Consider the following 17797-nt stretch of genomic DNA (forward strand, 5'->3'; position numbering starts at 1 on the left):
CGCAACTTCCGTTCCTCCTCGGTAAACAGACCTACTAAGCGGCTGCCGGCAGGTCTCAAAGGTGCCAATAACCGATATCAGCTTGGGTGGGCATCCCGTCAAAACCCGTTTGGCAGTCGTCCGATCCGTCGTACAATATGCTGTGGGTTGGATTGCGGGCCAATGGTGCAGGAGCGGCCAGTCCGGGTCGAGCGGAGGTTGTCGGCGATATTGGCCGCTGACGTCGCTGGCTATTCGCGGCTTATGCATAGCGACGAAGAGGCTACGCATGCCAAACTGACCGCGCTTCTAACGGACGCTGTCGCCCCGGCAATTGCCGAACACGGCGGCCGCATCGTCAAGAACACCGGGGACGGGTTCTTGGCCGAGTTTCCGAGCGCGGTCGAAGCGGTTCGAGCTGCTATGCAGTTCCAGACCCGTATCAAGGAGCTTACAATCGATGTCCCAGAAGACAGGCGCATTGCCTTCCGTGTAGGCATTAATATCGGCGACGTAATTGCCGAGCCGAATGACATTTTTGGCGACGGCGTGAATATTGCGGCTCGGCTTGAGAGCATCGCAGAACCCGGCGGCATCTGCATATCCTCTGCTGCCTACGATCAAGTCCGAGGCAAGGTCGGGGTTGAGTTCGCCGATCTGGGCGAGCAGAACCTCAAAAACATCGCCCTTCCGGTCCGAGCCTATGCTCTGCAGCTCCCCGATACGCTGCCGATTGTTTCGTTCCTGAACATGACTGGTGGCTTCCCGTTTCGTCTGTGGCCCGCGCGTGGTGTGCGGCGAGCTCGGATCGGCCTAACGATAGCATTTCTCCTGCTCATGACTGGCGGCGGTGTGGGTTATTGGTACATCCGTTGGGGCGAGCCGCAGCCGTTGAACCATCGCCTATCGATTGTCGTGCTGCCATTCACGAATTTGAGCAACGAACCCGAGCAGGAATACTTTGCGGAAGGTGTTACCGACGATCTAAGCGCTGATCTCTCACGGATCGAGGATAGCTTCGTGATCGCGCCGAGCACAGCCCGTGCCTATAAGAACGTTGACCCCAAGCGCGTTGGCCGCGAACTTGGCGTGCGCTATGTCCTCGACGGCAGCTTGCGCAGGAGGGAGTCAATGGTCCGGATTAATGCCCGGCTGATCGATGCCCGGACCGGCGCAGAGATCTGGTCGGAGCGCGTCGACGGTGACTGGTCCAAATCGATGCAACTTCAGGATATCATCACCGGTCGACTGGCGCGGCGGCTTGATCTCGAACTGACTAACCAAGAAAGCCGCGACGCCGAGGTTACGCGGCCCAACAACCCCGACGCGGTCGATCTTACGATGCGCGGGTGGGCCGTGCTCAACCAACCCTATTCGCGCGAGCAGTTGGCCCAGTCGAGCGCCCTCTTCGAGCGCGCGCTCCAGATCGACCCCGGCTTCCCGAAGGCGCTCGTGGGCTTGGCAGGCACTCTGGCAGTGGAAGTCAACTATCGTTGGACCGATGCGCCCACAGATCAGCTACGGCATGCTGAGAATGCGGTAGACCAGGTTCTGTCACGGTTTCCCAGTGACGCAATGGCACATTTTGTAAAGGGCGAGATCCAGCGGGCGAAGGGTAGGAACCTTGACGCTGCGGTCGGCGAGTATGTTGCGGCAATCGCGATAAATCCCAGCCTCGCCCCGGCTCATGGCGCGCTCGGCGCTACCAAGATACGCGTCGGCCGCTCTGCGGAGGCATTTGCCCCCCTCCAAATGGCCATTCAGCTCAGCCCCCGTGATCCGCTCCTAAACACGTGGTACTTCTACGTCTGCCATGCGCACACCCATCTCGGTCAATATGACGAGGCGATCGATTGGTGCAGCCGCTCCATCGCGGTGAAGCCCTTTTGGATTGCCTACGCAGATCTCGCCGCCGCTAACGCAATAACGGGACATGAGCGTGAAGCTCACGCGGCCGTCGCCGAGCTTTGTCGGCTCAGGCCCAATTACACCGTTGCCCTTTGGTTGCAGGATGGGTCTAGGTGGTCCGATAACGTCGTCTTCCTTGCCGAGTTTCAGCGCATTGCCGAGGGTTTGCGCAAGGCGGGTCTGCCGGAGTGAAAGGTTGAACGGGCAAAGAGCCGAGTTGGTCCTCGCGCTCGCTGCGTGCCGGATATCAGCTCGCCAGACCTCCGCTCCAGTCACATAATGGCGTCGGTTCGGAAGTCCGGTATGGGTCCAAAAACGGAAGTGGCCGCGCTGGAACGGCATGTCCGTTCTACCCTCCACAACAGACATCGTCAGGCCGCCCCTCCATGTCCGTTTCGCGCCATGAGCGGACTCATGCACTGCAGCAAACTTGACGCTATTCGATCACCTCATCGGCGATCGCGAGCAGATTTGGCGGCAGGCTGATGCCGATCGCTTGCGCGGTCTTCAGATTCACCACCAGCTCAAACTTGGTCGGCTGCTCTACCGGAAGGTCACCCGGCCTGGCGCCGCGCAGGATCTTGTCGGCATATTCGGCGGCGCGCCGGAACAGGTCCTGATAGCTTGGGCCATAGGATATCAGGCCGCCAGCCGCGACGAATTCCCGGGCGCTGAGCATGGTCGGGAGCCGCCGGTTGAGCGCCAGGCTGTTGATGCGACGCCCGTTGGCGTTGACCAACGCATCAATGCACACATAAAGCGCCTGATCCTCGCCTTTGAGGGCGTCGAAGGCCGGCTCAATATCCTCGACACGGCGGATTTCAAGCGTATCGGCCTCGATACCGAGGGTGCGCGCGGTCGTCTGGACATCGCGCATCTCCATTTCGGAGGCGATGTAGCCGACATTGGCGAGCACCGCGAGCCGCCGCAGACCGGGAACGACGCTGCGCAAAAGCTCCAGTCGCTTGGCTGCGAGATCGCTCGATTGAAGCGAAAGACCGGTCACGTTGCCGCCCGGCCGTCCGAGGCTCGCGACCAACCCGGCGCCGAGCGGATCCGCCGCAACGGCGAATACGATCGGGATCGTTGAAGTGGCCTGCTTGGCCTGCGGGACCGCGCTTCCCGCCGTGATGATGACGTCGACCTTCAGCCGCACAAATTCTGCCGCGATTTCCGCGAAGCGATCGTTGCGTCCGTCCGCCCAGCGCCGCTCGATCACGACCGTGCGTTCCTCGATCCAGCCGAGTTCCTGAAGTCGGCGTTCGAAGGTGCCTATCAAGGGCTCCCATGCGGCAGCCGAGCTCACGCCCAGGAAGCCGATCGTCGGCAGTTTTCCCGCCTGCGCGCGCGCCGCAATCGGCCATACAGCAGCCGCGCCGCCAACGAGCGTGATGAACTCGCGCCGTCGCATTGAACTCCCTAGGAAACGACTCACCGACGTAAGGAACCTAGCACTTTGTGGCGAGGCGCGGCGAGTGAGAAAGGGCAAACAATCGGTCCATGACGCTGCGACCCGATGTCCCCTTCGCCCCCAACAGCGGACATCACGCACCGGCAATCCGATGTCTGAAAAGTGCCATGAGCCGACATTGGCCGCAGTGCGTGTGCGGGCGACGCTCGCGCGTATTCTTATTGCGCTATCAGACCAGATGCCCCCAGAATTTTTTTTGACCAGCGGCGGGTTCCTCTTCCCAGTGAGGGCGTCCGATTTCGGGGCGTAAATGCGCATGGTCAAGTTGAATGAGTCTTTCGGCGCTGGAAGCCAGTTGGCTTCCCTGTCCGCGCCGGGACTTTCGTTCTGGAAATAGAGGTCGAGCGATCCGTCTGCTTTGTACTTGAAGGGTAGCGCACCTTCCTCGTCTGCACCCATGAGGCGGCTACCCGGCGACATCCGCCGCCAAGACAGCCGCCAACCGCCGTTCCACGCGCTCGCCGGTCAAAGAATGCCCCGAAATTGCTAATTTAGGCCCATGCATCAAAGCATATTGGGGCGCAGTTGTACCAGCTCGCCTTCTAATGCTCACCCGGCCGATGATGAGGTGGGCCTCAATGTGGTCTCGTATTTATAACAGCAAGGCTGAGACAAGGCCGCCGATGGAGAACCGAACATTATGACTGCACAACGCTTTAAGGTGGGTATCATCGGGTTGCAACCGGGCAGGAGCTGGGCGGCCAGAGGTCATATCCCTGCGCTGCGCGCGCTGCCTGAGAGATTCGAGATCGTCGGCGTCGCCAACACTAGCCTGGAAAGTTCCCAAGCGGCGGCCGCCGCTATGGGTCTGCCGAAGGCATACGCAAATGTTGCCGAGATGGTTTCGGCACCCGAGATCGACATCGTGACCGTCACGGTCAAGGTGGCCCATCATCTGGAGATCGTTAAGGCGGCGATCGAAGCGGGCAAACACGTCTATTGCGAATGGCCTCTGGGCAACGGCCTGGCGGAAGCCGAGGAAATCGCCGCGGTCGCCCGGACCAAGGGCGTGTTGGGCGTGATTGGAACGCAAGCGCGTGTCGCCCCGGAAATTGAGTATTTGAAGCAGCTCATCGCGGACGGCTTCGTCGGCGAGGTGCTGTCGACCACACTAATCGCGCGAGGCGGTGGCTGGGGCGGGGTCATCCCTCAGAAGAAAGACAATGCCTATCTGCTCGACAAGGCTGGTGGCGCCACCATGCTGACGATTCCGGTGGGACATACGCTCGCTGCGCTTACAGATGTGCTGGGCAAGTTCGCAGATGTATCTTCGGTGCTCGCCACTAGGCGCACCACGGCGCTTGTCGCCGATACCGGCGAGACGTTGCCTGTGTCCGCTCCTGACCAGGTACTGGTGAGCGGAGTATTGACCAACGGCGCACCCGTCTCCATTCACTATCGCGGTGGGATGGCGCGGGACGGCGACGGCCTCCTCTGGGAGATCAACGGCACGAAGGGAGATATCCGGGTATCCGGCCCCTTCGGCCACGCGCAGCTTGTGCCGCTCTCGCTCAAGGGCGCGCGGGGCGACCAGAAGGCGTTCCAGACGCTGAAGGTTCCTGCGTCTTACCGTACTGGCTTCCCTGAGGAGGTGATCCCCGGGAACATCGCCCGCAACTACGCCAGGATGGCCAAGGACCTGCAGGAAGGCACCCACACGGCGCCAAGCTTCGACGACGCGGTCGCGCTGCATCGGGTGATCGCGGCAGTTGAGCAAGCTGCCGAAACCGGGCGTCGCACCAAGTTAACCTGAGCCAGAGTCAATCGAAGAATGGGTCGGAAAAACGTGCTCTTCTTCGGCAGCAAGGGCCGCGCCGCGCGGGACCGGTCCCGCTCCGCTATATGCACGGCATTCTTATAAGCATCCGCGAGGCCTCGCTCGTTATCCGCCAACGAGACGAAGCGGTCCTCCAAGTCTTGAAATTTACGGCTTTCCTCAGCGCTGGTCGAACTCTTGACGAGTTCATCTCGCTCAGCAGGGGATGTTTTCTCGATAAAAGCTCTCAACCTGGGAAGTCTTGTACCAAGCCCACAGCCCGAATGGTGCGATCAGTACGATTGGAATAACCGCTACCACTAGGCAGACAATCAGCGCAATTCTGACGAATTTCCGCACAGAGCTACCCCAATCGCGACAGATCATGTTTACGGAAGGCTACTCGGCACTTCCTAGCAATTTTTGCCGTTGAACCAAAACTGAGGCGGCGCGAAGTCCGCTAAGGGTCTCATTCGCTACATGTGGCCCAGTGGCAAGTCAGGCCTTCGACCTATTGATTCCACCAAGTCTGCCAGCCCATCAGCTCCGGCAATCGCCCAATCGACGATGGTGTCGGGATCCAGCTCCTGACGGCGCATGGCCTCGGCAAACTCACGAACGTCCTTGCGGTTCAGTTCCGCGATGTGCTCGGCATTCTCGGGCGTAACGTATTTGCCGACTGCCTGAACGATGAAGCTGCCGCCGCTGCTAGTTGCCAATGCCGCCTGCAAAGCTGCGAGATCGACCCCCGCCTGGCGTGCGAGACCGAATACCTCGACCACGTTGCGCAGGTTTGAGACGGTGAGCGCGTTGTTGAGCAGCTTCGTCATCTGCCCAGCGCCCGGACTGCCCATCAGGCGAATAGCATTGCTGTAGCAGGAAAGAACTGGCTCACACGCCGCGAGCGTTGTTGCATCCCCCCCAATGAAGCAGGTCAGGGTGCGAGCGATCGCACCGGGGCGTCCGCCACTAACCGGAGCATCGAGGTAATTGAGATCGTACTCCGCCAGCCGGTGTGCAACTGCCTCGGCTTCGTTTGGATCACCGGTGGCGTGATTGATGACGGTCGCGCCATGCGGCAATTCACTGGCCAGCCCCTGATCGAACAGCAGGGATATTAGTTGCTCGTCGCCTGGCAAGCACAGGCACAGCACCTCGACCTTGCGGGCAACGTCCTGCGCCGTGTCCATGACGTGCGCCTCAGTTCCGGCGAAGGGTTGCACCGTCTCGGGGCGGCGCGCCCATAGATAGAGACTATGCGCCCCGATAAGGGCCTCGGCCATCGGAGCACCCTGATCTCCCAAACCGATAAATCCGACATTTGCCCCGCTCATTGATCCGCTCCGATCATCGTTTCCGCCATGGCCCAAAGCCGATCGGCGTTGCTCGGATCGAGCGCATAGCCTGCAACCGTTCCGATGGGTTGCTCGCGGCGCTCGTCGACGATCTCGGCTTCGTTGCAATTGTCAAAATAGCGCCCTGTAACGCCTTCACACTCCGGCGATGCGGCCAGCAAAATAGACGTCGCGGCCCCCTGCTGCGGTGTCTTCCTGAAGGGCACGGGCGTCTTCAGACCTCCCGTGTGGCGCTGAAGATTGGTGGCAATGGCGCCAGGGTTGAGTGAGTTCGAAGTGATGTTGTCGGCGCTCCATTTACGGGCAATCCCGACGGAAAGCAGGACGCAGGCCGTTTTCGATTGCCCGTAGCTAACGAACGGATGGTAGGGGATAAATCGAAAATCGGGATCGTCCCAGAGTATTGGGCTCCAGAGGCTACCGGTCGAAGATACCGATACCACCCGGGCCCCATTGGCAGCTTTGAGCCACGGATGCAGACCGAGCGTCAAAGCGAAGTGGCCGACAAAGTTGGTGGCGAACTGAAGTTCGCGTCCATCCTTGTTGCGCTCGAGTTCGGGCAGCGCCATGATCCCGGCGTTGTTGATGAGACTGTGTAGCGGGCGGTCCCAATTCGACACGAAGCGGCGAACCGAGGCCAGGTCGGCAATATCAAGTTCGCGGACATCGATGGTGGTGTTGCCGGTCGACTCGCGCAGGTCGGCTGCGACCGTCTCGGCCGCGTCAGGACGCCGGGCGGCGATGGTCACCGCAGCCCCGGCTTGCGCCAGGGCCCGCACGGTTTCAATACCGATGCCGCTGGCACCGCCCGTCACAATCATCGTCTTGCCGGTCAGGTCGACGCCATCCAGAACCTCGGCGGCTGTCGTGGAAAATCCAAACTTCGTTTTGATGCCAGTCATTCTCATTTCCTTTCTCTGTGTTGAGAAAAGGTAGCGTTGCCGTTCTGTATGGTGTAGTCGTCGAATATGGTACGTAATGATGAGCTCTATCGAACAGTCTCTAACCTCGCTCCCGCCGAGCTTGCCTCGTTCCTTGCCGTGGTCGAGTACGGTGGCTTTCGTGCAGCGGCCCGGGCAGTCGGCGGCAGTCCTTCGGCGCTCAGCCATTCGGTTGCGGGTCTGGAGGCCAGGCTCAAGGTTCAACTCTTCATTCGCACGACCCGCAACGTTTCGCTGACCGAGGCGGGCGAGCGCTTTGCGGAAGCCTTGCAGCCTGCACTTGGCCAGATCGGTCGGGCATTCGATGCGCTGGACGGGTATAGCGACCGGCCTGCGGGGACGATCCGCATCGATTCCTCCACAGGAGGTGCTGAGCAGATTCTGGAACCCATTTTCATCGAATTCCTCAGACAGCATCCGGATATGCGGCTCGACATCCGGGCCGACGACGCTTTGATCGATATCGCCAGCGGGGGATTTGACTGCGGCCTACGGCTGATAGAACTCGTGCCAGAAGACATGGTGGCCATTCCGGTCGGCCCCGAGCAGCAACATATTGTCGTTGCCGCGCCCCTATATCTGCAAGACGCGCCGGATCTTTCCTCCCCGGCCGATCTGCATGCGCATGAATGCATTCAGCTCCGTCTGTCCGGTGCCGCGCGATACCGGTGGGAATTTGAGCGCCGGGGAGAAGCCTTCAGCGTTGCCACCGAAGGGCGGCTGGTGTTTGACAGCACGCGCCTTATTTTGGGTGCCGCGCGCTCCGGGTTTGGCGTAGGCTATATCACACGGTCATTGGCTGCTCTTGATCTGGAGACCGGAAGCCTTGTCCAGCTTCTGGCGGACTGGACCCCGCCCTATCCAGGTTTGGCAATCTATTATCCCCGGAACCGGCATTTGAACGCAGGCATGCGGGCCTTCATTGATTTTGTGCGGACAAGCTCACGAAGAGCAGGCTAGACACGAGGCCGAACGCCGTTGCCGGCGATCCGGTCGAGCATGGCTGAGAAACCAGGACGAGCTGTGACCGGATCGGCGCCCCTCACAGCAGCATCGTAAAACCAATCGACGATCTTGCAATTGGCGGCGCCAGCACAGCCTTCGATGGCGGCTCTCTCTGGAGGCGTTCGCTGTCCTTAGGGACACATCCGATTCCGCCGATACCCGAGCGCCACTCGGTATCGCGGAGACCGGTTCCGTGCTTTTCACAGAAAACGATCTTGGAGTGAACACGCTTGCCTATCTGGCCAGCATCTTATGATGTTACGTCATCGGAAGCACTATCGCGGCGCGCTGCCAATGTCCGAGTTGGGTCAAAAGCTGAAAAGCTCAATGGGAGCATATGTTTTCCGCTCTGCCCCCAACAACGGACATAGAGCGACCACGGTGGCATGTCCGAGTTGTGCCAAAACCGGAAGGCACAATCGGCGTCGCCGGGAACACGTTGTCGCGAGATCTCACCTTCGGCTGCGCGGCCTGCCAATAACCCGGTGCGCCGCCGTCTCGCTGGTGCTAGAATTCAGTCGGTCCCACCGGCGTCCGCTGCCATGAACCAGAACATCCGATTATTTCGGGACCCCGGATAGCGTGCAGTATCGCCTATGCGGTAAGCGGCGAAGGCCCTCCGCTGGTGATGGTGGCGGCTTGGCTCACGAGCGCGAACCCACGCTTCATTTAAGCCGAATCGGACGCGCGCTCAAAGTGTAAGAGATCATGGAGGAAAACATGCGTGCATCAATGAGCCGCTCAATTCCGGCCGCCTTGATCGGGGCCTCGCTTGCCGTCGCCATCCCTGCGTCGGCACGCGCCAACGTCATCACCGATTGGGACGAGAAAGCCGTCGCTGTCGTTACGCCAATGGCCAGCCTTAGCGGCACCTTGCCATACATGGCTCAGCGGATGATGGGAATGGTCCACGCCGCGATGTTCGACGCGGTCAATTCGATCGAGCGGCGCTACCGACCGTATCTGGTGCAGCTGCCTGCAGCCCCGACCACGTCGAGGGAGGTCGCTGCTGCGGCGGCAGCAGCCGCGGTCCTGGCGACAATTGATGCAAAGACAGCGGGTGACATGAAAGCCGCCCTCGCGACCTACCTCGCGCCGCTTCCCGATGGCGCCTCGAAATCAGATGGCATCGCACTCGGCGAGGCAGTTGCGGCAAAAGTGTTGGAGGCACGGGCGAACGATGGTTGCGATGCGCCCGATGCCTACCGGCCGAGGACTACGCCTGGCGTCTATGTGCCGACCGCGATCACGCTGTCCTCGATGTGGCCGAACCTGAAGCCGTTCGCCATGGCCAACGGATCCCAATTCCGGCCGAACCCGCCGATTGCGCTGGAGAGCAAGGAGTGGGCAACAGACTACAACGAACTCAAGGACTATGGTGGACAGATCAGTGCGAAGCGAACGGCCCAGCAGACCGAGACTGCCCGGTTCTGGCTCATGGGTGGACCAGTGGCGTATCACCCCTTGATACGCCAACTCGTGACCGCAAAGCAGATGGATGTCGTAGACAGCGCGCGCTTCATGGCGCTGGAGGCGGTTGGGCTCAACGACGCAATCATCGCTGTGTTGGACGCCAAGTACCATTACAATTTCTGGCGGCCGATCACGGCAATTCGCAACGGCGATATCGATGGCAACCCGGCCACCGATAGTGAGGCAACATGGCAGCCGATCGCCAACACGCCGATGCATCCGGAATACCCGTGTTCGCATTGCATCCAGAGCGGCAGCGTCGCAGCCGTCGTCAAGGCGGTGCTGGGAGGCGAGGACATCCCCGAGGTCGCGCTGACAAGCCCTACGGCACCCGGCGTAACCCACCGTTGGACCAACATGACGGCCCTTACCGAAGAGGTTGCAAATGCTCGCATCTGGGCCGGCTTCCACTACCGCTTCTCGACCCGCGTCGGGACGGATATGGGGCTTCAGATCGGTGAGTACGTTGTGAAGAACGTAATGCAGCCAGTTGTGACGAGTTCGCGATGAACGGGTGCCGCGCCGGGCTTCTACCAGCGAGTCCGGCGTAGTTCCATTGCCGACACAATGCAGTGACAACTGGCTCGCAGCATTCGGTTGCCCGCGAGCTCCGATTGGGACGCGGCGCCGACGCAGCGCTGAAAATCGTATCAAGCCCATCTGAACAAAGTGGCTCGTCAGCTAAATGAACGACCACGTGAGACCTTGCAATTTGAAACACCAGCAGAGAGATTTAACGCCTGTTGCGTCGACCGGTTGAGCCGGCACCTCGAAACCGGACATCGCCCAATGGGGGCGGCATGTCCGGTTCGTGCCGACCGTGAGTGAGCTGCCATCAAGCCGAAATGGCTCAGTCCGTGAGCGCGCGCCTCTTCCTGCTAAACTCTAGTAATCGGTCATGAGACGAGCGGCGTTCTCGATAACCCCCTCCCACCCCGACGCTGTAGCGCGCCGGGGCTCCTCTCTCGGATCGCCAAAGCTGGGTACTTCCGCCAACCCAACGATCCTAAACTCGGGCAGAATACAGTGCCTTCGTGTGCGGTTGAATATACCTCCGACGGGCTAACCCTTGCACCTCACGAGGCGCAAGATGCTACGAAGTTTGCGGCATTCACGACGACCCGCCGCCAGCGCTCACGCCGCCAACGTTCAACCGCTGCTGCTTTGCGAGCCTCCAAGTCCAAGATCAGGTTATCAATCTCGCCACCATCCAGCGTGCGCTTGATGCGCAGCACAGTAGACAATGCGATCACGATGTCGCCGTAAGGCATCAGAAGATCACGCGCTGAGACATCGCAGCGCGCGATGAACGAATCGGTTGCTTCCTCACTACAGCAGATCAGCATAGACAGTTCGCATGCCTGACAAAGGTAGTCGGTTGGGCACGCTGGCTCTCCGTCTGACAGCGACCCGACCGGTCATCAACTCCATGCATTGACCACAGATAAGTCCAAAGATGTCGACGAGGCGCGCCGACTTGCGTTTAGCAATGCTCTCCCCCATATTGAGGTTGCATCAAGAGTAGGGCTGACGCCCTCGCCAACCTGCCAAGCCGAGCAAGGTGGTTTCCTGCAAGGGGATGCGGCCACTTCGGCAACGAAGACGGTCGCGCGAGCTGTCAGCCCTCCTTGGAGGGATTATTTATGGCAGCAAAACCGAAAAATACGCAAAAGCCGAAACTCGACGAAAGCAAAGTAACCTCTACGGGTGTGCCTTGGTCCGAGGTGCCTGATGCCCCGTGTCCTTATACCGAATGGCTGGATGGACGTCACGGCGCGGCGGAGGCCCCTCTGCCACCCATTGATCAAATTCCCATCCCCGCAGTGCTTTTAAGCCTTCCCGTTCTACACGTTGACGTTGACCGCCCACGAGGATCAAGGGCGATAGCGGATGTTCATGGTGCGCGGCAGCGCCTTGCGAACTGCCGCCCCGGTGCTTGGCTAATCAGTCCCTACACCGGCTGGAAGTGGGCGAAATGGCCTGATGGAGAAGTTGGTTGGCTTCCGGCCGACGTGGCCTTGCCGGATTTGCTTCGCGTGCGATCGGCAACGATATTCAGTAGCTCCTGCTTGGGAGGATTAGATCAATGAACTCTGCTGATCTTATTCGCTGGAATGCGGGATATGCAGAACAGCGATCTGAGGCACAGACCGTCGTGGCCCTTGCGCGCGGCTGTCAGGTTGCGCGGTTTTGATTTCTTCCATCCTATGCACCCTCGGTCACTGCGGTAGATGCAAATGTACGGCGGCAGGAATCCATGCGCCTGCGCAAACGCTACCTGCCGGCGGGCGTCGTGCACAGCCATCAAACGGTGATTGAAATATGTACTCGTTTGGTCCGCTCTCAGATTTCTCACATGGCTTTCAAGCGAATGAAGATAAAGGCGCTCGACGAACCCCGCATACTGCGGTCCAAACGGAAATGGCAGCCGCCGCACCGGCATCAGACTGGTGGCCCGCACAATGGCGGGAGCGCACAGCAGCGAGGCTAGCGCACCGACGAGGATACTTCTGCGTGTGATGAGGTTGTGGTCGGAGACCGCAATTGGTGCCGTCAAATAGCCCTCCTTTAACAACGAGGGCTGGCACCGCTCTGCCAAGTTTGCCGCTAACTACGGCCACATCCCACTTTTGTGGAACCACCTTGCCGCAGTGGGGCAGGTTGGTGAAGGTGCCAGCCTTCGTCGAGATGCATTTCTTATCTAGGGTCGCCCTCGGCGATTGCAAGCCGGAGCTTAAGCAAGGCCGGCTGGGAGCATGATTCCGCGATCAGTCTTCATACTGAAGTGATGCCATCCAGTTAACCCGGTCGCGCCGCCGAGTCTTCCTCCTCGCTGAAGGTGGAGAGCCCTCCTCATTTGTGCGGGAGAATGCTCGCCATTGGCGGCTTTTTTGCCGTGCCCCGGCGTCGCCGCGTGCGCGGCGCCCGCCCAGAAGCTCGCCGCGACGAAGAACAGGAGTTCCCGCATTCAGGCAACCGTCAGTTGGCCAGCCAAGGCCGTTGCTAGGCGTGGACAAGTAGCATACCGCGTGCAGACGTCGCGAATTCATAAACCATCAGCTTCGGTCAGCTTTGGTTTACCAGGCCCCTTAAGGTTTCACGGCCGGACCCATGACATGGTGGCTTCCAGATCGGGGACGAACCTCGACAGGGAACGCGTCAGGGTCAGGCTGCAAGAGTGGCCTGGCTGCGCGTAGGCGATGGCTGGCAACGTCTAAGGGCCGTGTCTACGACCCTTGCTGCGGCTCGGGCGACAAGTTCGTGCAGTCTGAAAAGTTCATTGAGTCCCACGGCGGGAAGCTCGGCGACATCGCCATCTACGGCCAAGAGTCCAACAATACGACGTGGCGGCTCTGCAAGATGAAGGCCAATCGAAGTCTGCGGCCTACGCGGGGATCTGGTCGTTCCCCACATTGCTCAGATCACCCAAGCCACCACGAGCCTCGGGCGGCAGTCGTGATCGAACTAGTACCTCGCCACAGTGGTTATGACTCTTTGGATGTGACGCATTTTGGCGCGGGCTTTTTCGCGGCGTTTCGTTGTCGTTCCCATGCGTCGATTTCGCGGCGGAGCCAGTCTGGGTCGTCGATTCTGCGGTCCAGGCACTGGCCGCGCAGCACGCCGATCTCGATCTCGACCATGTTGAGCCAACTGGCATGCTTGGGGGTGTAGTGGAACTCCAGGCGGCGCAGAATCCGCCGGGCTTCGGCAGGTGCGAATGCCTCATAAAGGGCACCGGCCGAGTGGGTTGACAGATTGTCCTGCACGACGCGGATGCACGCGGCTTCGGGATAATGGACATCGACGAGTTCGCGCATGCAGTGGGCGTAGTCTTCTGCCGCCCGGCGCTCGGTGACCTTGACCATGCGCCATGGCCGATGCACTGGCTTTCATCTACACCTATGCGCACATGTTCCGGCGCCCGCCCGCTGAAGCCGACATGCAGCGCCACTTCCAAGTCAGCCCGCCATCGGTCCACCAGATGATCGTGACGCTCGAACGAAACGGTCTCATCAGGCGTCAACCCGGCGTCGCCCGAAGCATCCAAATCCTCGTGCCTCCGGAAGACCTGCCCATCCTAGATTGGCTCGGAATCAACCAGTCAGAACCACTGTGACGAGGTACTAGTCTCCGCCGTTAGTCTCCGCAAAATGGGAACATTTGCGGACAAGGCCGGAGACGTTTGCCGAATTTCACCTCTCTCGTGGAGCCTGGCCGAACGCCAGACTGGCTGGCTGGCGACGCAGTGCTGATCGCACCTGTCTCCCGGCGAATTCGCTGCTAACAGGGAATTTTACGGGGAATTTGTGATTTTCTGGCCCATAGGCCCCAACCCTAAAGGAGAAGTCCCTGCGCTGCAGCGAGTTCTCGCACAATTCCCTACTAACGCTAACAGCGAAAAAAATGCGAGAAGCAGGGAATTATCGAGCGATAACAGCGATTTCCCGATGCTCCCTTAGCTAACATTGGGGGTGGGCCGCTATCCGAACTTGAGCCTTGTTCGTCTGCCAAGCCTGCGACCATCGTCGCGGCATGGTGCGCCTTTTCAGGGCCTCATTTGCGATAAGGAAAGCTGCTGGCCGATTGGCCTGGGTGACCTCAAAGTTCACCGGCTTCCCGCGAAACGAAGCCTCGGTAGCGACCCTGGAGCTTCGCCTCGTTGATTTCCTCAACGGCAGAACCCCTATGGATTGGGCCACGGTGGCGCTCGGCCCTTATAGGCCACCGCGCAAATCAAGCTTCCAATACGATTCCGCGGCAAGATTCTCAAGCAGCCTTCCGTAGTTCATTTCTGCCGAAATGCGTGATTGAACGACATCACCAGCGGTCCGACGATATAGTCGAACGCGGTTCGCTGAATGGTCGGAATCATGACGGTTGCCGGCATGCCGGGATAGAGCCGAATATTGGGCATGGTTGCAAGCTCGCTCTCATCGATCCGGACGAACGCCACATAATAGGGATTATTGGTCTTCGGATCGGTCAAACGGTCGGCCGACACTTGAATGACGTCACCATGAATGATCGGAACAATGCGCTGTTTGTAGGCAGTGAGGTGGACTTCGGCCCGCATGTTGGGCTTGATATCGCTGATGTCCTCGACCGCGATCTGCGCCTCGATCGTCAGCAAATCCTGGTCCGGCACGATGTCGAGGATCTTCTCGCCGCGCTGAATCACGCCATCGACCGAAAACACGGTAAGCGCCACGACCCTTCCGGCATAGGGCGCGCGGATTTCCATGCGACCGAGCACGGCCCGGGCATTCATCGCCTTCGGGATTACGTCGAGCATCTTCGCCTGCGTGTCGCGCAGGTCCTTGGTGACGTCGGTCATTCGATCGTTGTCGAGCTGGGCGATCTGCTGCTCTTGTTCCGCAATGGCCTGCCGGGCTTTGGCGATGTTGGCTCTTGCATCCGCAATCTGCCCCTCAAGGCCATATGCCGTTCGCTCCAGCTGCAGGATGCGTGGTCGGGCAATCAGTCCTCGCTCGACCAGTGGTGCGATGTCTTTGGCCTCAGCCTTCACGGAAGTTATCTGGTCTGTGAAGGATTTCACCTGCGCTTCGGCGCCGACGATCTGCGAGCCCAGCTGATTGATCTTCTCCCTGATGACGCTGCGCTGACCTTCGAGCGCGGCGCGACGACTTTCGAACTGGCTCACCTGGCCATTCCAGACGCTCTTTAGATAGCTGTCTTCCGAGCGCGCCTTGAGATCGTCGGGCATCACAAGCGTGGAGCCGTGGTCAAGCTCGGTCAGCAAGCGCACTTCGGTTGCGCGAAGAACGACATATTGCTGGGTAAGTACGTCGTATTCGGCACGCGCCTGGGTCTCGTCGAGCACGATCAAGAGGTCGCCGACGTTGACCCTCTCGCCCTCCCTGACATGAAGCTCCTTTACGATGCCCCCGTCCAAATGCTGGACGCTCTTGCGGTTTCCTTCGACCTTTACGACAGCATTGCCAACGACCGCTCCATTAAGGGGCGCGGTCACCGCCCAGGTCCCGACACCCCCGAAGAAAATCGCAATAATCAGCCAGCCAGCGAAAGCGACACGCTTGATGGAGTCGCTTGGCGGCCGATCGCCAATGGCTCCCTTGCTGCGCCGCTCGGCAGCAGATCCCATGTTCCGAATTGCAGCATCCACAAGAGCCATTTCAGATTCCTAGCCCGCTGAACCTTGTACCGAATGAAGCGGCACGGCTCGCGTGAGACGCGACATAATTTCGGCGCGGGGCCCAAACATTTCAGCGACCCCATCCTTGAGGACCAGGATCTTGTCGACCACCGCGATTGTAGCCGGCCGATGGGACACGATCACCACGGTAGTGCCGCGCTTCTTGAGTTGAAGAATGCAATCGGCGAGCGCGGCATCTCCTTCGGCATCGAGATTGGAGCTCGGCTCGTCGAGCACGAGAAGGCTCGGATTGGCGAAGATCGCGCGGGCAAGACCAATACGCTGACGATAACCGCCCGAGAGTATGGCGCCGCCTTCTCCCACCTGGGTGTCATACCCATCCGGCAGGCGCAGGATCATCTCGTGCACGTCAGCCATCCGCGCCGCCAGAATCACCTCCTTGTCTTCGCCCTCCTGGAATCGGCTGATGTTGGCCGCAACAGTGTCAGCAAACAGCTCAATATCCTGGGGGAGATAACCGATATGCTGGCCGAGTGACGTCTTGACCCAGCTTGAGACGTCCGCCCCGTCCAGTCGCACCGCGCCAGCAGATGGCGCAAGTACACCTACCAGATGACGCGAAAGCGTGGATTTCCCGGCGCCCGAAGGACCAATGACGCCCAGTACTTCGCCCGGCTCGATTGCGAACGTTACCGCGCGCAGGATGGGCTTCGAACCAAACGGCGGCACATAGGAGAGCCCCTCGACCGAGAGTCGGCCCTTCGGGCGCGGCAGCGTCAAACCGGCCTCGCGTTGGGGATCGGCTTTCAAGAGCTCGCGGATGCGCAGGAATGCCCCACGGGCAGAAACAAGGTTGCGCCAGGATCCGACGATCTGCTCTACCGGCTGCAGGGCTCTTCCGAGCAGAATGCTCGCGGCGAACATAGCGCCGACGGTTGCAAGTCGCTCGATCACGAGATAGGCGCCGAGGCCGAGGATCATCGACTGCATGGCAAGCCGCAGAAAACGGATGATGCTCTGCATGGTGGCGGCGCGATCGCTCGCAGACACCTGCCGTTCAAGCATGCGGTTGCGATCACGGGCCCATCGCCTCAGCAGCCCGTCGGTCATGCCCATCGCCCGCACGACTTCGGTGTTGCGCAGGCTCATCTCGGTGAAGCCGTAGCTTTGGGAGGCCGCCTCGGCGGCCTCGGTCAACGGCAGCTTGACCAGCCACTCGTTAAGCAGGGCCATGAGGACCAGCACAATGCAGCAGCCCAAGGCAAATGCCCCCAGGAAGGGGTGCAGCACGAATATCACTGCAATGTAGATCGGCGCCCAGGGAAGATCGAAGATCGCATGGATGCCCGTGCCGGTGACGAACTGGCGGAAGGTGTCGAAATCGCGCAGCAGCTGGCTGCGCGCGTCACCGAAACTTGCGGAGCGGTCAATAATCGCAGTCATGACGCGGGCGGCGATCGTCTGATCGAGGCGAATGCTGGCGCGGGTCAGCACGCGGGCGCGAACGGCATCCAGTCCAGCCAACGCCAGGAACGCCATCAACAGCGCGATCGTGAGCATCAGCAGCGTGATCTCGCTGGCGCTCGAGATCACCCGGTCATAGACCTGCAGCATGTAGAGCGGCCCGGCCAGATAAAGCAGATTGATCGCCAAGCTGAAGATCGCGGCAGTGACGAAATAGCCCTGGCAGCTTTGCAGCAAACGCCGGAGTTCGTCGGGTCTTTTGAACGGAATACTCACACAGATCAGCGGAATATCCGCCCCTCTTCAAAA

General features: G+C 60.1%; 12 protein-coding genes, 3 pseudogenes and 2 riboswitches. Of the genes and pseudogenes, 6 read left to right on the forward strand and 9 right to left on the reverse strand.

Annotated elements, in window-relative coordinates:
• The first annotated feature begins 162 nt into the window (after positions 1–162).
• Positions 163–2079, forward strand: coding sequence for an adenylate/guanylate cyclase domain-containing protein (locus V1289_RS14875; RefSeq protein WP_334397635.1), 1917 nt, complete (start codon positions 163–165; stop codon positions 2077–2079).
• Positions 2080–2323: 244 nt separating this feature from the next.
• Here V1289_RS14875 and V1289_RS14880 read toward each other — a convergent pair whose 3' ends face one another.
• Together V1289_RS14880 and V1289_RS49685 are read right to left on the reverse strand one after the other, a co-directional pair.
• Positions 2324–3298 (reverse strand): ABC transporter substrate-binding protein, encoded by a 975-nt coding sequence (locus V1289_RS14880; protein WP_334397636.1) that lies wholly within the window; start codon positions 3296–3298, stop codon positions 2324–2326.
• A 309-nt stretch (positions 3299–3607) separates the two neighbouring features.
• Positions 3608–3778: pseudogene (locus tag V1289_RS49685) on the reverse strand (DUF1214 domain-containing protein); the annotation flags it as partial.
• A gap of 220 nt (positions 3779–3998) precedes the next feature.
• Between V1289_RS49685 and V1289_RS14885 the strand changes: the two are divergent.
• On the forward strand, positions 3999–5111 hold the full coding sequence (locus V1289_RS14885) for a Gfo/Idh/MocA family protein (protein ID WP_334397637.1): 1113 nt from the start codon (positions 3999–4001) through the stop codon (positions 5109–5111).
• A gap of 479 nt (positions 5112–5590) precedes the next feature.
• Here V1289_RS14885 and V1289_RS14890 read toward each other — a convergent pair whose 3' ends face one another.
• On the reverse strand, positions 5591–6448 hold the full coding sequence (locus V1289_RS14890) for an NAD(P)-dependent oxidoreductase (protein ID WP_334397638.1): 858 nt from the start codon (positions 6446–6448) through the stop codon (positions 5591–5593).
• The gene (locus tag V1289_RS14895; RefSeq protein WP_334407462.1) at positions 6445–7290 is read right to left on the reverse strand and encodes an SDR family NAD(P)-dependent oxidoreductase; all 846 of its coding nucleotides are present in this window, start codon (positions 7288–7290) and stop codon (positions 6445–6447) included. Before V1289_RS14895 ends, V1289_RS14890 begins: the two co-directional genes overlap by 4 nt.
• Before the next feature lie 147 nt (positions 7291–7437).
• On the opposite strand from V1289_RS14895, the gene V1289_RS14900 reads away from it, so the two are divergent.
• Together V1289_RS14900 and V1289_RS14905 are read left to right on the forward strand one after the other, a co-directional pair.
• Positions 7438–8370, forward strand: coding sequence for a LysR family transcriptional regulator (locus V1289_RS14900; RefSeq protein WP_334397639.1), 933 nt, complete (start codon positions 7438–7440; stop codon positions 8368–8370).
• A gap of 765 nt (positions 8371–9135) precedes the next feature.
• Positions 9136–10398 carry a vanadium-dependent haloperoxidase gene (locus V1289_RS14905; protein ID WP_334397640.1) on the forward strand — a complete coding sequence of 421 codons (1263 nt, stop codon included), beginning with the start codon at positions 9136–9138 and terminating at the stop codon, positions 10396–10398.
• Positions 10399–10964: 566 nt separating this feature from the next.
• On the opposite strand, the gene V1289_RS14910 is transcribed toward V1289_RS14905, so the two are convergent.
• Together V1289_RS14910 and V1289_RS14915 are read right to left on the reverse strand one after the other, a co-directional pair.
• Positions 10965–11234 (reverse strand): hypothetical protein, encoded by a 270-nt coding sequence (locus V1289_RS14910; protein WP_334397641.1) that lies wholly within the window; start codon positions 11232–11234, stop codon positions 10965–10967.
• A gap of 161 nt (positions 11235–11395) precedes the next feature.
• Positions 11396–11499: riboswitch (SAM-I-IV-variant riboswitch) on the forward strand.
• Between the two features lie 472 nt (positions 11500–11971).
• Positions 11972–12445, reverse strand: a complete 474-nt coding sequence (locus tag V1289_RS14915) for a hypothetical protein (protein ID WP_334397642.1) — start codon at positions 12443–12445, stop codon at positions 11972–11974.
• Positions 12446–12475: 30 nt separating this feature from the next.
• Positions 12476–12585: riboswitch (SAM-I-IV-variant riboswitch) on the reverse strand.
• Between the two features lie 414 nt (positions 12586–12999).
• Here V1289_RS14915 and V1289_RS14920 point away from each other — a divergent pair.
• Positions 13000–13239: pseudogene (locus tag V1289_RS14920) on the forward strand (N-6 DNA methylase); the annotation flags it as partial.
• A gap of 179 nt (positions 13240–13418) precedes the next feature.
• On the opposite strand, the pseudogene V1289_RS14925 reads toward V1289_RS14920, so the two are convergent.
• Positions 13419–13769: pseudogene (locus V1289_RS14925) on the reverse strand (transposase); the annotation flags it as partial.
• Between V1289_RS14925 and V1289_RS14930 the strand changes: the two are divergent.
• Complete coding sequence (locus V1289_RS14930; RefSeq protein ID WP_334397643.1) at positions 13760–14005, forward strand: LexA family protein; 246 nt, start codon at positions 13760–13762, stop codon at positions 14003–14005. The pseudogene V1289_RS14925 and the gene V1289_RS14930 sit on opposite strands and share 10 nt — an antisense overlap.
• Positions 14006–14674: 669 nt before the next feature.
• Here the strand turns inward: V1289_RS14930 and V1289_RS14935 are convergent.
• Both V1289_RS14935 and V1289_RS14940 read right to left on the reverse strand, forming a co-directional pair.
• On the reverse strand, positions 14675–16042 hold the full coding sequence (locus V1289_RS14935; RefSeq protein ID WP_334397644.1) for an HlyD family type I secretion periplasmic adaptor subunit: 1368 nt from the start codon (positions 16040–16042) through the stop codon (positions 14675–14677).
• Between the two features lie 9 nt (positions 16043–16051).
• Positions 16052–17764, reverse strand: a complete 1713-nt coding sequence (locus tag V1289_RS14940) for a type I secretion system permease/ATPase (RefSeq protein WP_334397645.1) — start codon at positions 17762–17764, stop codon at positions 16052–16054.
• Positions 17765–17797: the final 33 nt, after the last annotated feature.

The organism is Bradyrhizobium sp. AZCC 2289 (assembly GCF_036924615.1).
Taxonomy (GTDB): Bacteria; Pseudomonadota; Alphaproteobacteria; order Rhizobiales; family Xanthobacteraceae; genus Bradyrhizobium.